Raw genomic sequence first — 15,487 nt, forward strand, 5'->3', positions numbered from 1 at the left:
TTATATTTAAAAACTGACTTTACTCTTGCAGTTACAATAGCTTACGCTAAAACGGAAGTTACTTTTTCATTCAACGATTTTTAATAACACAAAAAATTTTTGTGTATAAACTTAAATTGAAAAATAATTAAAATAAGTTACTTTCGTGGCCTATTACTTAAATAATTTTCAACAATATTACCATGATTTTGTGTATATAGTAAAAAAATAAAAATTATTAGGGAAAATTTCTCTGATTAAGCCATTAATCTTTTCGTTGGTCCCTCTTTGCCAAGAACTCTAGGGAGTAGCAAAGTTAAAGTTAACGTTAATTCTTCATATCCAGCAAATTCTTTACCACGATCAACGGTAATAGTTTTAAGCAAATTTGTAGTATTTCCTTTAATCTCTATTGAAATAGTAGCTTTGCTTCTATTAAGTTCTTTAGCTAATTTAGATATATTCCAGCCTTAATTTGAATGTTCTACTATACAATATCGTTAATTTATAGTAATATTTTTATAACTCATATTGTCATGCCCTTTAAAATGGTTTTCTAGTCAATTATTACTTTAACATGAACGCGCCTGTATGGGTTATTTTTTTAAAATTACTTAGTGTTGCACTTGATATTGTAATTTATCTTATATATAAATAAAGGTAGAAGAAATATTTCTTCTACCTAAAACAAATTTACTATTCCTTAGCATAATCCCTAAGTCTAAAACTTCCTGCTGTAAAGAATACTGCAGACATTAGTAATATTACTATAATCGGCACTACTATTTTACCTTCATTTATAATCTGTACCATCCATGAAAATGGTGAGATTATACTTAAACTATTTATTATTTGAGGTACATTATCAAATTCTTGGAGTCCACTGCCTAGCATTGCAACACCAAAGGATAGTAATCCAAAAACTACAATCGCTAGATTTGATATTGTTGGATTTTTAAGCCATCTTGTAGCAGCTATAATTAGCGATGTTGTAATTAAGCTACTTAACATAATAACTAGTATACCTTCTCCTAAGTTGTAATTTTCTATTTTAAATAGATTAACTGATAAAATTAATGTTATTGAACTTACTACACTTTGAAGAATAAACGCTGATAAATATAGAGAACCTAAAATAACTTTATCTGAATTACCAGTTGATATTGTTCTTCTTAAAACTTTTTGAGCTTTAAGTTTAATTATATCATCAGTTAATATAGATCCACCTATCATCATAAAATAGCATATCATTAGGACGGTAAGAACATAATCAGCTTTATTTACTTCAAATTTGTCTGTTATTACAGCTTTTACTGTATTAGTACTAAGGCCATCATTTATTCCTTCTTTAAGCAAATTATTAATGTAATTAGCTATAATATTTTCTGCAACAACAGATCCCATCCCAGCTTCATTAGTATAACTTTTTACCTTAGGAATTTCACCACTATCTATTTCTTTTTCGAAATTCTCGTCTATTACATATATAGCTCCAAGCTTTTTATCTCTTAAATCATTATAGCTATCTTCTGCTTCACCCTTTAGCTCTTCTATAGAGTACTTTTCTGATAAATCGCTTATTAAATCCTTTGAATATTTACCAGAAGATTTATCTAATATTCCTATCTTACCTAAGGATGATTCTTTTGAACTAGGTCCAACTACTCCAAATAAAACTACCATTGGAAGGAAAAATGTCATCATTAAAATTGCTGGATTTTTTAAACTTCTTCTTAAATTAATTATGGTTAATCTTATTAAGCGCATCTTCTTTCCTCCTTAGATAAACTTATTTTTAATATTGCAATTATAAATAGTATTATTGAAATTGAAAGAATTAATATTAAATCCTTATTATTAGCACTAAAGCTTCCATTTAAATTATATAAAGTAAATAACTTTGAAATATAATGTGTTGGTGATAAAACTTTTAATGCATTTCCTTCTCCAGTGAACATTTCCATTCCTATTATAGGAAGTGTAAATATTAATGCTCCCACAACCTTACCGTACTTCGCTCCAAAAAAAGTATAAACAAACTTACTTAATGATACTACTAGCATAGATGAAGTCAAAATTAATATTAATAAAGGAAAAATGCCTCCAGTAAAGCTTATTCCTGAAATTCTAAAGAAAAATACATATCCTGAAATAATAACAGTTGAATATACAAATAATGCAAAGGAATCATAGTAAAAGTATTGCTTTCTAGTTACAGGTGTTGATGCAACTCTTTTATCAAGATTTACACTTACCTCTGCATAATTGGATTGTATAAGAGTAAAAATCAACATACTTATTACAAATGCTATCATTGATGCAGCCATTTTTTCATAACTACTAGACGTTTTTTTAGAATCTATATCTATTTTTTCAATAACAGATTCTCCAGAAACTTTTGCTAAGTCTTCAGTAGATCCTCCAGATAAATTAACATAAAGACTTTCATGATATTTATCTAAAATAGTTTTTAAGGTGTTTGTGGAATTACTATATCCTTCTTCTAGCTTATTTATATTTATCTCTCCTCTTTTTAAAGATACAACATTATTTTCATATCCTTTTGGGATTGAAATTTCTACATTTGCTTTTTTATCAGTTAATTCAACAAGCTCTTTCATATCATTACTTTCTAAAAATGATACTAAATTTTTAGACATAGTGCTATTATCCATATCATTTATTTGAACTTTTAAAGTTGTTAATTTTAATGGACTATCCATAAGTGTTTTTTGGAAAAAGCCCATGAAAGCTGCTAACAAAACTGGAAATAGTATATAATATAAAAGTGTTACAGCTCCATTAGAAACCATTCCTTTTAAGGTTGTCTTTGTATAATATATCAATTTCATTTAACTCACCTCTAATCTCTTAACATTTTTCCTGTTAAAGCTAAGAAAACATCTTCAAGTCTTGCATCTTCATAACTTATTTTTTTAACATTAACTCCATATTGTTCTATTATACTTAGTACATTATGAAGTTTAAAATTTGAGTCTATAGTTAATGAAATAATATCATCTTGTTCCTTAACTTTTATTACTCCTGTTAATTTTTCTATATTTAAAAGAACTTCCGCTGTAATATCACTAGCTTCTATTATCACCTTATTATTAGGAAATACCGAAGATTTTATTTCTTCTTTTGTTCCATAAGATACTTCTTTGCCTAAATCTATAATGAATACTCGCTTGCATAGTTCTTCAACTTCTTCCATGTAATGAGAAGTATATATAACTGTTGTCCCCCATTCCTTACAAATATTTTTTGTAAAAGTGAATATATGATTTCTTGATTGAGGATCAACTCCAACAGTAGGCTCATCCATTATTAATACTTTTGGATGATGCATAATAGCTGCTGCAATATTAAGCCTTCTCTTCATTCCACCTGAAAACTTCTTAACTTTTTCTTTTTTCTTATCTTGAAGGCCTGTAACTTCTAAAGCTTCATTTATTCTTTCTTTAAGTTCTTTTCCTTTTAATCCATATAAAGCACCGAAAAACTCTAAATTGTCATAAGCATTTAACTCTTCTATTAAAGAAATATCTTGTGGTACATATCCTATACATTCTTTAGCTTTTATTGGCTCTTTTAAAATATCATAACCACAAATTTTAACTGTTCCACTATCTGGGGTTAAAAGACTAGTCATTATATTTATTAAAGTAGATTTTCCTGCTCCATTAGGTCCTATAAATCCAAATATTTCTCCCTTATTAACTTCATAGCTTACATTATCTAAAACTAACTTGTCATTGAATCTTTTTGTGACATTTTTTACTTCTATGATACTCATTAAAAATACCCCCTAGCTTTATCTTACTTATATAATAAGACAAAGCTAAGGGGCTTGCTATCACTCCAAGTCACTAGATGAATGACTTAAGTCACTATTCCATTTTTAAATGCAAAAATTGCAATTTGTGTTCTATCTCTAAGATTTAACTTAGATAAAACATTTGTAATATTATTCTTTATAGTTCCTTCTGATAAATAAAGCTTTTCTGAAATTTCTTTATTAGTTAATCCTTCAGCTATACATTTGATAATTTGTAATTCCTTATCTGAAAAATTATATTTATTTAATTCTTTATTATTTAAGTTATGACTATTATTACTAAGTATTTCATTTGCAACATCAGGATGAACAACCATATTTCCCATATAAGCTGTTTTTATTCCTTCATAAATAACTTGATGAGAACTATCCTTTAACAAATATCCAAAAGCTCCATATTTCAATGCATCTTGAATATATTCTTTATCTTTAAATGTAGTTAATATAATAACTTTAATCTTAGTAAATTGCTCCTTAATAAGCCTAGTACCCATTACTCCGTCACAATCTTTCATTCTTATATCCATAAGTACTACATCAACATCTTTATTTTTACATACTTCTAAAGCTTTATATCCATTTTCAGCAGTATCAACAACTTCTATATCATCAAAAGTTGAAAGCATAATTTTTAAGCCTTCTCTAATTAGTTTTTCATCATCCACAATTAATATTTTAATTTTCCCCATCCTAATTCTCCTTATCTCTCGGAATTACAAGCTTTATAAAAAATCCCTTTCCAACTTCTGAGCTAACGTCAATTATTCCATCTATTTCTTCAGCTCTTTCTCTTATATTCTTAAGTCCAAAACCACTTTCTTTTATAATATCAGTTCCTATACCATCATCTTTAAATGATATTACAAAATCATTTTCTGTAAAATTCATAATTACTTTAACTTTAGATGCTTTTCCATGTCTTAAAGCATTTGACAAAACTTCTTGAGTTATTCTATATAAGTGAGTACTTTGTTTAATAGAAAGAGTCCAATCACCCTTTGATAAAATAATATTTACTTCTACACCTGACATCTTTTCAAAATTCTTACATAACTCTTGAATTCTAATTAATCCTCTGTAATTATCATAATCATCAGATTTAAGTTCACTTACAGCCTTTTTAACATCTTGAAAACTCTCATTTATAAAATCTCTTAAGTTACTTGCCATATCTTTTAGCATGCTTCCTTCTTTATCAGCTATACTTTCCATTGCAGATAGCTGAATCATAGCTGTTGATAAAGAATGACCAACGCTATCATGTATTTCTCTTGATATTCTATTTCTTTCTTTAAGAACTGTTAGTTCCTCTATTGATGTAAGACACTCTTCAAGATAATTCTTTGTTTCAATTAAATTTTCTTCAGATACCCTAAGCTTATCATATAACCTTTGAGCTTCTTTTTTTGTATTATGCAATCTAGATATGTAATTTAAAAGAATTATAAAAATAAGCATAATAACTAAATTAATAAAACCACTTTCTATATTTTTATTAAATTTACTAGATAATGATATTAAAGATATTACAACTAAAAATATATATTTTATTTTTTCAAATTTTAATGTAAAAGCATCTATAGTTACTCCTATTAAATAAAATAAAATGCTTCCTCCAAAGCTTAAATAAGCTATTGGTGCTATTATTATTTCAACAATCATTGAAAAAATAGTTAATTTATAATTTTTAAAGTAAAACACCCTAAGATTGTTGTTTATTATAAATAACAAAACAAATATTATGCTAAAAATATTCGTATTACTTTCTTTAATAAAAATTTGAACTATTAAAATTATAAATGATATATATCGTATTAATAATAGTTCTTTACTTTTTCTCATAGTTCTCTCCAAACTTTTTTTATTATCTAAGATAATGATACAACATATTTTCATGTTGGTGAATAGATATAATTTTGAATTAGACATAATGATATGTATTAATGAGGCTAATTCTTCATTTAACAGTTAAAAGTAATGAAATATAAGCTTACAAATATAAATAGACTGTGAAATAAGCATACTCTATTTATATTTGCCAACTTATAATACGTCACTGAAAATTGAAAAATAAGGAAATGGATGAAACTTTTAGTTCAGAAAAAGAAAGTATTATAACTAAAAATTTGATAGTACATAGCAATATATCATATAGTTATATTAGAATGAAGTGATTCAAAACAAGATAACAAATATTTATATAAAATTTACCTATTTTATATAAATATTGGAATTATAATCCATAAATAATGTATAATAAGAATATATAATAATGAATAATTTTATTATATTGTTATTCAGTAAAAAGGAGGTAAGTATATGATAAACATAAAAAAAATAATAATTCCAACGATATGTATAGCAATTTTATCGTTTGTTATTGGTGCGACAGATAATAAAAATTCAACTAAAATTTTAGACGGGGTATATACATTAAGTCAAATAATAACACAGGAAGGTGAAGTCAGAAACTTTACTTATGGAGGAGAATTGACAGTTAATGATTTAAAAGCCACATTTAATACACCAACACAGAACTGTCAGTGGGAACTTGAAAAAAATAGTTATGAAGTAATTGAAAATGGATTTATTGAAACATCTTCAAATACAAATGAAAAATATGTATGGATGAAAATTAACAATTAAAGAATAACTATTAATAATAAAATAATTGATTCGCAAGTTTAAACTTGTACGAACTAAAAAAATGGACAATTTAATTTTATCCACTTTTATAATACTCTAAATCAACATTAGTTTAAAACAGAGCCTATAAATAATAACTATAGTATAGTTTAGAATTATACTATAGTTATTTTAAGCTTTATAAGTTTTATAAAATCTCTAATCTACACTTTCCTTCCTTTTATACACTAAATAAATTCCAGCGCAAACTAGTATTAAAGCTATAAGTATCTTTATATCAAAGATATTTTCTTTAAGGACTATAGCTGAAAGTGTAGTTCCAAAGACAGGAATTAAAAAGTTGAAAACAGAAATCACTCCAACTTTATTGTATTTTAAAAGTTGTGACCATAATGCAAATGCTACTGATGATAATAATGCCATATATAGTAATAATGAAGTAGATTTAATATTAAAGTTTGTAAGATGTCCTCCTAATAGATATCCTATTAATATTAAAGCTAGTCCTCCTATAGCTAATTGATAACCTGTTATAGTATATGCATCCTTATTTTGGCTTATCTTCTTACTGTATATTGATGAAACTGAAAGCATAAAAGCTGCAAGCATTATAAAGCCTTCACCTTTAAAGGAAAAACCACCTTCTAAAACTGAAGATCCTCCAAGGTTTACAATTATAACTCCTGCAAATCCTACTATACATCCTAGAATCTTATTGAAATTCAACTTATCATTTTTATAAATAAAGTGTGCTAATATAATACTAAAAAATGTACCTGTCCCATTTATAATTGAACCTCTTACTCCAGTAGTATATGTCATTCCTAAATAGAAAAATATATATTGAAGAGTTGTTTGTCCAAGTCCTAATATTGTAATTTCCTTCATATCTTCAAAAGTTAAATCAAAGATACTTTGCTTCATTAATAGCTTTATTATTAATACAATAATTCCTGCCAAGAAAAATCTATATCCAGCAAATATAAGTTTTGCACCTACATCACTACTTGTTATATTAAAGATTTCATATCCTACTTTAATAGCAGGAAAAGCACTTCCCCATAAGAAGGTACAAATTATTGCTATTATAATTATATTTAATCTGTTAGTATAAAATTTTGATTTATCCAAATATCTTCATCCCTTCTTGTAACACTTTATAAATTTCATAGAACTTATTATACACTTATTTATATAAAAAAAGTTCACTATCTTAAAATATATTTATACAAATAAAAAGCAACCTAATATCTTTAACTCAATAATTAAGGTAATCCCAATTATTACTTAAGTAGTTACATTTATTATTCCATACTATCTAGTAATTAATATATTACTTTTATTGATTATAAGCATAAAAATAGAGCAAATATAATACTTTACTCTATTCCTCTATATATTATATAATAAAATTGGCTAGTATATAAAATTTAATTTATGTGTTTTAGCGGACCATTAATTAATTCTATACTGGCTATTTTTATATTTAAAACCATACACTCACCTTTATTACACAATTCTATATCTTATTAATCAAATTAATAATTTTTTTATAATTAATTATATTCTTATAATTAGACAATCTCTCTTTTAAATATTATTGAGCCATCATCAGGTTTTGGAATCCAACCGACTCCTTCATGAGGTTTAGTTAAACCGCCTACTAGCTCCCAGCCTGAATCTCCATAATCATTAAGTTCTTTTTGTAATTCCTCTTGATTTCCTAGCCCTTTAATTGAGCTTATTTTAACAACTTTGTATTCCCATTTCATAAAGCATATAACCTCCTTTCTTAGATTCTAATATTAATATACCCATTAAATTTATTAATTACTTAATTTTTCAGTAGAGAACCACTTTCTTGTTTTGTTTGCAATCTTAACTAATGTTAACATCACCGGAACCTCAACTAATACTCCCACAACTGTTGCTAGTGCAGCACCTGATTGTAACCCAAAAAGAGAAATAGCTACTGCAACTGAGAGTTCAAAGAAATTACTTGCTCCTATCATTCCTGCTGGCGCTGCAATATTATGAGGTAACTTCCAAAGTTTTGCCCAAATATATGCAAATCCAAATATAAAGAATGTTTGAATGGTAAGTGGAATTGCAATTAATAATATATGAATTGGATTGCTTAATATAGTATCACCTTGGAATGAAAATAATATTATTAAAGTTAAAAGTAACCCTACTATTGTTACATTATCAAACTTTTTTAAAAATACATTTTCAAAATAATCTTTCCCCTTATTTTTAATTACTATAGTTCGTGTAACATATCCTAATACTAAAGGAATTACAACAAATAATATAGTTGATAAAATTAGAGTTGCAAATGGTATAGAAACATCACCAACACCTAATAAAAATGCTACTATAGGTGCAAATGCAATTAGTATAATTAAATCATTTACTGCTACCTGAACTAATGTATAGGCTGGATCACCTTTAGTTAAGTAACTCCATACAAATACCATAGCTGTACAAGGTGCTGCTCCTAATAAAACTGCTCCTGCCAAATATTCCTTAGCTAGATCCGGTGCAATAATTCCTTTAAATACTACAAATAAGAAGAATGCTGCTATTGCATACATTGTAAATGGCTTTATCAACCAGTTTGTAGTGCATGTTACAATTAGACCTTTTGGCTTTTTAGTAGCATTTAAAATACTTGAGAAATCTATTTTTAACATCATTGGATATATCATAAGCCATATTAAGATAGCTACAGGTATGGATACATTATAATATTCAAACTTATTTAATGTTTCAGGTATAATAGGAAGTAATTGACCAATAGATATTCCTATCACAATACAAGCTGCAACCCATATTGTTAAATATCGTTCAAAGACTCCTAACCCCTTTCCTTTACTTTCTTCTCCCATGATTCCCTCCTATATCTCGTTATTCTTAATTCTCTTTGCTAAATCTTTTATTTTTTCTTCAATAATCTTTGCAACTTTAATAAACTCTTCATCACTTTTACCTGTAGGATCTTCTAATCCCCAATCCTCAACATGAGTAGCAGATATAGTAGGACATACAACATTACATCCCATTTTTATTGCAATATCTACATCTGGTATATCAGTAAGTAATTTAGATTTTTGAGTTTCATTCATATCCACATTATATAAATTCTTAATTATTCTTACTGCATCTTGATTTATTTGTGGTTTAGTTTCAGTTCCAGCTGAATAACTTTCAAAAACTTCATCACCATATAATTTTCCTAATGTTTCTGCCATTTGTGATCTACAAGAGTTATGAACACATATAAATGCTACCTTCTTTTTCATCTTTAATATCTCCTTTTACTTAATTATTTCTAATAATTTTTCACCTTTTACTTCTTCAGTTTTCCATTCTATTACAGAAAAATTTCCACTTGATATTTCATCAACTTTATTTATCCATTTTATCTCGTTACTTGACTTAGCTTTCAATATCTCATTACTTGTGTTTATAGCGTAAAGGCTTGAATTTATTATCCACCATTTACTATTTATTCCTGCTCTATTTAAATCTTTTTGCAATCTCATCGCTTCAAATACAGGAGTAGTTTCTGCTAGTGTAACAATAATAACTTCTGTTTCTTTTTCATTTCTTAGTTTTGGTAAAAGCTTTTTAACCGATTCTGGTATATCGCCTTCAGACCTTTGAATTTCTCTATGATAGCTTTGAGTTGAATCTAGAAGCAATAAGGTATGACCAGTTGGTGCTGTATCAATAACTACAACTTCATTTTCTGATTTGTCAACTATTTCTGCAAAAGCTCTAAATACAGCAATTTCTTGAGTACAAGGTGATCTTAAATCCTCTTCAACATATTCTATATCTGCATCACTCATTGTTTCTCTTGCTTTACTTAAAACTTCCTCTTTATATTTTTCTAGTTCTTTCTTTTCATCAATACTACTTAAAGTTATTCCATAGCTTTCATCAACAACAAACTTTAAATGGGCTGCTGGATCTGTAGTTGTTAAATGAACTTTCTTACCTTTCTTATCAAGCCCTAATGCAATTGCAGCTGCAATAGTTGTCTTTCCTACTCCACCTTTCCCCATTGTGAAAATAACTTTTTTATCACTCTTAAATAAATCCTCTATAATACTATTTAACTTAGGAATATTACTTGCATTTATTGTATCTGTAATTATTTCTATATTGTTATCATTTAATAATGCCCTCATATTTTTAAGACCTGTAATGTTATAAGGCCTTAAAGGTATTTTATAAGTTTTAATACTTTTTAGCCCTAATGGTATATCTTTCAATGCATTTTGTTGCTTATTATATAATGCAGCTGATAGATTATCATCATGATTTTCCAATATTCCATTTACAATTAATATCTGATTTAATACACCAATTTCTTTAAGTTCATTAGATGCTCTTTCAGCTTCTTTTAATGGTGATTCTTCTGGTCTAGATACAAGAATAAGAGTTGTCTTTGTACCATCTGCTAAATTAGAAACTGCATTTTTGTAGATTTCTTTCTTACTTTCAAGTCCTGATAATTGACCTAGACATGATGCTCCATGAGTACTTTGACTTATAAAATTACTCCATGCTGATGGTAACTGAAGCATTCTTAATGTATGCCCTGTTGGAGCTGTATCAAAAATTATATGGTCAAACTCATTGGCTGCTTTTTCATCAGTAATAAATGAAGAAAACTCGTTAAAAGCTGCAATTTCAACAGTGCATGAACCTGAAAGCTGCTCTTCCATATTATTTAGTACAGTTTCTGGCAACTTACCTCTATATGGTGCTATAACACTTTCTTTATATTCTGTTGCTGCTTGTTCTGGATCAAAATTAGCCACTATTAAATTAGGCACATCCTTTATTTGAACACCTTTATTATTTAACTCAGTATCAAAAACATCTTGAAGATTAGAAGCTGGATCTGTACTAATAAGCATTATCTTTTTTCCTTCATCTGCTAAAGATACTGCTGTTGCACAAGCTGTTGAAGTCTTACCGACTCCGCCTTTGCCTGTAAAAAACAAATATTTGGTTAGATTTATATCTTGTACATCAAATGTTTTGTACACTTTTATCACTCCCTTTTAGTTAACAACATCCACCTTTACAACAACAGGTATTTGATCTCTTTTCTTCCACTTTTAATAAATCTGAAGAAATTTCTAGTAAATTACAAAACTCATCATTAGTAGGATAACTACCCATCTTTACAACTTTTCCATCAACCATTGTTACTGGTAATACATCAACGCCTTGTTTCATCAATATTTCATTTATTGTTTTATTATCAACAAATATTTGTGGATTACTTGTTAAGTTGTATCTCTCAACTAATATTCCTTTACTATTTAAATTGTTTATTAGTGTAGAAACTCTTAAAAGTTCTGGATTTACAGATGGGCCACAAACCCCTGTTGAACAACACATTGCAGGATCAAAAATAATCATTTTTTTCATAATAATATACACTCCTTTAAAATTTAATTCTTTTTACATACACACTCTTTTTGCTTACAAATGCATTCTTCCGTATCAGTAATAATATTCATTAAGCTTAAAATTAATCTGTTAGCATTAGTCATATGTAGTTTATAATAATTCCATATTCCTTCTTTTCTAGATAATACTAACCCACACTCAGTTAAAACTTTTATATGATGTGACAAAGTAGGTTGAGTAAACTTAAAACTTTCTAACAAATCGCAAGCACATTTTTCTCCACAAGATAAAATATCTAATATTTTTAGCCTATTAGGATCTCCTAACGCTTTAAATATTTTAGCATTCTGTTCGTAGTCATTTTTCATATTTTCACTCCTTATATAGACATTAATCTATATTCAAATATAGAACACTATCTATATGTTATCAATAAATTCATTTAAATAATTGAGTTTATTGTAACATTAATAGATATATATCTATATGATATGATTTCAAATCAACTTTGTTACTATTAAAAACAAAAAATCTTAACAACTAAAACATTGTTAAGATTAATAATCTATCCATACCCAATTATGCATTATTCATTATAAATTACCCATAATCTATTATTCATTATCACTATCATTATTCATTACCTCAAAATATATACATTACATCAAAATACATTATGAATTATCTATTATTAATTGTTACAATATGCTACCCATCATAGGATAATCATCTTCTCCATTTCCACCATTTATGGCTTTTATACCAGAATGCAAGAATGTTGACCTAATCACTGAATAAATTCCTTTCTATATATTAATTAATTTTTTCTATCAACTTAGTAGATTCAAATTATTCTACTATTTCAGGCATTGAATTGCTATTTTTTTTATATCTGATAAACATTCATCAAAAAACATTTTATACGCTTCACAAAAATAATTAATCCCTTCTTCCTCACAAAACTGTTCTCTATTTCTGCGACACCCACCTCTACAAATTCCAAAATAAGCACATTTTTTGCAACTTTCTGCATGATTATAAGATTGTTCAACAAACCTGATTATTCTTCGTTGATGATTAATGTTATCAAAATTATCAACAAGTAAATTTCCTAGTTTATACGAATCCATAGCATAAAAATCACAAGGATATACACTACCATCAGCTTCCACTATAGTCTGAAAACTACAACTTCCTCTTTGCTCACATGATTCTATAGGCTCTCCCATAAGTATTCCTATATAATTTTCAAACTGCCTTATATATGGTTGCGTACCTTGATACAAATCCTTTTCCCATAGCCTAAATAGCTCTATCAAAAACTGTCCGTATACTTTTGGCGTAAGAGAATATTCTTTTTTTCCCTGAGCTACTCCTATTGGATCTAGGCAAGCTATATACTGCTGCCATATAAATCCTTTCTTTTTATAAAACTCATAAATCTTCTGAATTTCAGGAGCTGTTTTACTGTTAACTACTGTTAAAATATTAAATTCTATATTTGCATTCTTAAGTAAATTAGCTGCATTCATTGCATTTTCAAAGGTTCCCTGTCCTGAATGATCCTTCCTATATAAATCATGTGTTGACTTAATACCATCAATAGATAATCCTACAAGGAATCTATTTTTAGATAAAAAATCACACCACTCCTTGTTCAATAAATAACCATTCGTCTGGATTGAATGACTGATTTTTACACTATTTATATTATAACGTTTCTCATATTCTAACCATTTTTCAAAGAAAGAAATTCCTGCTAATGTTGGTTCTCCACCTTGAAATAAATAATTACAATGCCCAGTTGCAAAAGACAGTGTTTTTTGTACTACCTGATCAATTACTTCATCATCCATAATTTCTAAGCATGGAGATTCTCTATTTTGTATTTCATCTGAATAAAAACAATAATCACATCTTATGTTACATAATCCTGAGGCTGGCTTAATCATAACAGTAATATTTGGCATACCTATCTCCTTCACTTCTTTCTATTTTCTTTATCAATTAATTATTTTCAAATTCCATTATAAAATCATACATAATAATTCTGATTATACAGGGCTTACACTTAACTAAATGAATACAAGTAATTTTGTAAAATATATCATTCATTAACGCACTTGAGCTTTTAAAATTAATAAAGGCTGATGAACAAATATCAACCTTTATCATAATACAAATTAGTTAATTATTTGAAAAACTAGGCCTCAATTTTTGCTCTTAAACGATCATTTGCTTTTTCAACATCTAATCCCATCAGCAGAATTGCAATAATAATATTGATGAACATAGGTATCCAAAGATACATCATATAAAGCATATCAATACATGCTTGACTTTGAGTTGCCAAGGAAGCATCAAAGCCACTATATGCAAGTAACCATCCTGCAATCGCTGTTCCAATTCCCCCTCCAATTTTCAATCCGAAAGAAGTACAAGAATACATAGAGCCGTCTATTCTCTTATGTGTTTTCAAATATGTATACTCTGAGCATTGTACGATAAGAGCATTTAAACCTCCCTGAAAAGCACTCATACCAAAGGCAGCAAGTCCAGTAAATACCAACATCAATGGCAAGTTACCAATATATCCTACTACTACAACAAACATACGCCCAATAGCCGCAATTACATATCCTGCTGCATTTACTTTATACTGCCCCTTCATCTTTGCTACAATCATAGGAGTAATAGATAAACCAATAATAATAGGAATATTAATCGCCCAAGAAAACACTCCAAATAATTTTTCACTTCCCAAGACATATGTCATAAAGTAAATACCCATATTAATCATTGCAGAATAAATTTGTCGTAAGACATCAACAACTAAAATAATCAGATAGTATTTATTTGACACTAATAATTTAACAATTTCAATAAAACTATAGTGTTCTTCTTTTTTTTCTCCTGTTTGAAGAGTTGTATCATAAAGTTCTTCAGCAGGTAATTCCTTTACTGAAAAAACAGAAATTGTGTTTACAATTAATCCAATAATGGCATAAATAATTGCAATTGTACGCCAACCAGTAGCACCTCCGCCAAATACCTCCACCGCACTAACTGTAATTGTTTGAATTAAAAGGCTTGTAGCAAATGCAAATATAAATCTTATAGATCCCATTTGCACTCGTTCTTTACTATTTCTAGTTATTAAAGCTGTCAATGTAGAGTATGCAATATTATTTGCCGTATAAAAGACTGCGTGTAATAGGACATATGCAATAAAGAACCATGCGTATTTTGCAAACTCTCCTAACTCAACTGGAATTGCAAAAAGAGCAACTAACGTAATTGCACATCCTACAAATGCTCCTAACATCCACGGTCTTGCTTTTCCAATCTTACTGTTTGTCTTGTCAATCATAACTCCAAAAAATAAATCAGTTATTCCATCGAATAGTTTTGAAACAGCAATTAAACTACCAATAATACCCGCATTCAGCCCAATACTATTAGTCAGATAAATCATAATAAATGATGATACAAAAGCAAAAACCACATTTCCTGCAATGTCTCCCGAACCATAACCTACTTTATTATACCATTTTAAATATCTCTTCTCACCCATTTTCTCTTCCC

At 27.9% G+C, this 15,487-nt stretch carries 15 protein-coding genes and 1 pseudogene; 1 reads left to right on the plus strand and 15 read right to left on the minus strand.

Annotated elements, in window-relative coordinates; genetic code table 11:
- Positions 1–219: 219 nt before the first annotated feature.
- The 6 genes and pseudogenes from I2A75_RS18020 to I2A75_RS14240 all read right to left on the minus strand — a co-directional run.
- A pseudogene (locus I2A75_RS18020) lies at positions 220–362 on the minus strand (IS30 family transposase); the annotation flags it as partial.
- A 313-nt stretch (positions 363–675) separates the two neighbouring features.
- Positions 676–1,746, minus strand: coding sequence for an ABC transporter permease (locus I2A75_RS14220; RefSeq protein WP_195265666.1), 1,071 nt, complete (start codon positions 1,744–1,746; stop codon positions 676–678).
- The gene (locus tag I2A75_RS14225) at positions 1,737–2,831 is read right to left on the minus strand and encodes an ABC transporter permease (protein WP_195265667.1); all 1,095 of its coding nucleotides are present in this window, start codon (positions 2,829–2,831) and stop codon (positions 1,737–1,739) included. The genes I2A75_RS14220 and I2A75_RS14225 overlap by 10 nt, the downstream gene beginning before the upstream one ends.
- 11 nt (positions 2,832–2,842) lie before the next feature.
- Positions 2,843–3,778, minus strand: a complete 936-nt coding sequence (locus I2A75_RS14230; protein ID WP_195265668.1) for an ABC transporter ATP-binding protein — start codon at positions 3,776–3,778, stop codon at positions 2,843–2,845.
- 86 nt (positions 3,779–3,864) lie between these two features.
- Positions 3,865–4,509 carry a response regulator transcription factor gene (locus I2A75_RS14235; RefSeq protein WP_195265669.1) on the minus strand — a complete coding sequence of 215 codons (645 nt, stop codon included), beginning with the start codon at positions 4,507–4,509 and terminating at the stop codon, positions 3,865–3,867.
- Position 4,510: 1 nt separating this feature from the next.
- On the minus strand, positions 4,511–5,662 hold the full coding sequence (locus tag I2A75_RS14240) for a sensor histidine kinase (protein WP_195265670.1): 1,152 nt from the start codon (positions 5,660–5,662) through the stop codon (positions 4,511–4,513).
- Between the two features lie 477 nt (positions 5,663–6,139).
- Between I2A75_RS14240 and I2A75_RS14245 the strand changes: the two genes are divergently transcribed.
- Positions 6,140–6,466: a hypothetical protein gene (locus I2A75_RS14245; RefSeq protein ID WP_195265671.1), complete on the plus strand. Its 327-nt coding sequence runs from the start codon at positions 6,140–6,142 to the stop codon at positions 6,464–6,466.
- Between the two features lie 198 nt (positions 6,467–6,664).
- Here the strand turns inward: I2A75_RS14245 and I2A75_RS14250 are convergent, their stop codons facing one another.
- The 9 genes from I2A75_RS14250 to I2A75_RS14290 all read right to left on the minus strand — a co-directional run bounded on the left by I2A75_RS14250 (position 6,665) and on the right by I2A75_RS14290 (position 15,476).
- Positions 6,665–7,597 carry a DMT family transporter gene (locus I2A75_RS14250; protein ID WP_195265672.1) on the minus strand — a complete coding sequence of 311 codons (933 nt, stop codon included), beginning with the start codon at positions 7,595–7,597 and terminating at the stop codon, positions 6,665–6,667.
- Positions 7,598–8,040: 443 nt separating this feature from the next.
- Positions 8,041–8,238, minus strand: a complete 198-nt coding sequence (locus I2A75_RS14255) for a DUF4177 domain-containing protein (protein ID WP_195265674.1) — start codon at positions 8,236–8,238, stop codon at positions 8,041–8,043.
- A 54-nt stretch (positions 8,239–8,292) separates the two neighbouring features.
- Positions 8,293–9,357: an ACR3 family arsenite efflux transporter gene (arsB, locus tag I2A75_RS14260; protein ID WP_195265676.1), complete on the minus strand. Its 1,065-nt coding sequence runs from the start codon at positions 9,355–9,357 to the stop codon at positions 8,293–8,295.
- Positions 9,358–9,366: 9 nt separating this feature from the next.
- A complete protein-coding gene (locus I2A75_RS14265; RefSeq protein WP_195265678.1) occupies positions 9,367–9,771 on the minus strand; it encodes an arsenate reductase ArsC in 405 nt (134 codons plus the stop codon).
- Positions 9,772–9,786: 15 nt separating this feature from the next.
- Entirely contained in the window at positions 9,787–11,532 is a 1,746-nt protein-coding gene (gene arsA, locus I2A75_RS14270) for an arsenical pump-driving ATPase (protein WP_195265680.1), read from the minus strand.
- Positions 11,533–11,551: 19 nt separating this feature from the next.
- Complete coding sequence (gene arsD, locus I2A75_RS14275) at positions 11,552–11,920, minus strand: arsenite efflux transporter metallochaperone ArsD (protein ID WP_195265682.1); 369 nt, start codon at positions 11,918–11,920, stop codon at positions 11,552–11,554.
- A 23-nt stretch (positions 11,921–11,943) separates the two neighbouring features.
- The gene (locus I2A75_RS14280; RefSeq protein WP_195265684.1) at positions 11,944–12,270 is read right to left on the minus strand and encodes a metalloregulator ArsR/SmtB family transcription factor; all 327 of its coding nucleotides are present in this window, start codon (positions 12,268–12,270) and stop codon (positions 11,944–11,946) included.
- A gap of 489 nt (positions 12,271–12,759) precedes the next feature.
- Positions 12,760–13,872 carry an anaerobic sulfatase maturase gene (locus I2A75_RS14285; RefSeq protein ID WP_195265686.1) on the minus strand — a complete coding sequence of 371 codons (1,113 nt, stop codon included), beginning with the start codon at positions 13,870–13,872 and terminating at the stop codon, positions 12,760–12,762.
- Positions 13,873–14,105: 233 nt separating this feature from the next.
- Positions 14,106–15,476 carry a glycoside-pentoside-hexuronide (GPH):cation symporter gene (locus I2A75_RS14290; protein WP_195265688.1) on the minus strand — a complete coding sequence of 457 codons (1,371 nt, stop codon included), beginning with the start codon at positions 15,474–15,476 and terminating at the stop codon, positions 14,106–14,108.
- Positions 15,477–15,487: the final 11 nt, after the last annotated feature.

This window comes from Clostridium sp. 1001275B_160808_H3, from assembly GCF_015550425.1.
In the GTDB taxonomy this organism is placed as follows: Bacteria; Bacillota; Clostridia; order Clostridiales; family Clostridiaceae; genus Clostridium.

Bases quoted from the DNA above. Each gene is read 5' to 3' on its own strand.
- I2A75_RS14220 (WP_195265666.1), bottom strand. From the start codon at position 1,746: ATGCGCTTAATAAGATTAACCATAATTAATTTAAGAAGAAGTTTAAAA.
- I2A75_RS14225 (WP_195265667.1), bottom strand. From the start codon at position 2,831: ATGAAATTGATATATTATACAAAGACAACCTTAAAAGGAATGGTTTCT.
- I2A75_RS14230 (WP_195265668.1), bottom strand. From the start codon at position 3,778: ATGAGTATCATAGAAGTAAAAAATGTCACAAAAAGATTCAATGACAAG.
- I2A75_RS14235 (WP_195265669.1), bottom strand. From the start codon at position 4,509: ATGGGGAAAATTAAAATATTAATTGTGGATGATGAAAAACTAATTAGA.
- I2A75_RS14240 (WP_195265670.1), bottom strand. From the start codon at position 5,662: ATGAGAAAAAGTAAAGAACTATTATTAATACGATATATATCATTTATA.
- I2A75_RS14245 (WP_195265671.1), top strand. From the start codon at position 6,140: ATGATAAACATAAAAAAAATAATAATTCCAACGATATGTATAGCAATT.
- I2A75_RS14255 (WP_195265674.1), bottom strand. From the start codon at position 8,238: ATGAAATGGGAATACAAAGTTGTTAAAATAAGCTCAATTAAAGGGCTA.
- arsB (WP_195265676.1), bottom strand. From the start codon at position 9,357: ATGGGAGAAGAAAGTAAAGGAAAGGGGTTAGGAGTCTTTGAACGATAT.
- I2A75_RS14265 (WP_195265678.1), bottom strand. From the start codon at position 9,771: ATGAAAAAGAAGGTAGCATTTATATGTGTTCATAACTCTTGTAGATCA.
- arsD (WP_195265682.1), bottom strand. From the start codon at position 11,920: ATGAAAAAAATGATTATTTTTGATCCTGCAATGTGTTGTTCAACAGGG.
- I2A75_RS14280 (WP_195265684.1), bottom strand. From the start codon at position 12,270: ATGAAAAATGACTACGAACAGAATGCTAAAATATTTAAAGCGTTAGGA.
- I2A75_RS14285 (WP_195265686.1), bottom strand. From the start codon at position 13,872: ATGCCAAATATTACTGTTATGATTAAGCCAGCCTCAGGATTATGTAAC.
- I2A75_RS14290 (WP_195265688.1), bottom strand. From the start codon at position 15,476: ATGGGTGAGAAGAGATATTTAAAATGGTATAATAAAGTAGGTTATGGT.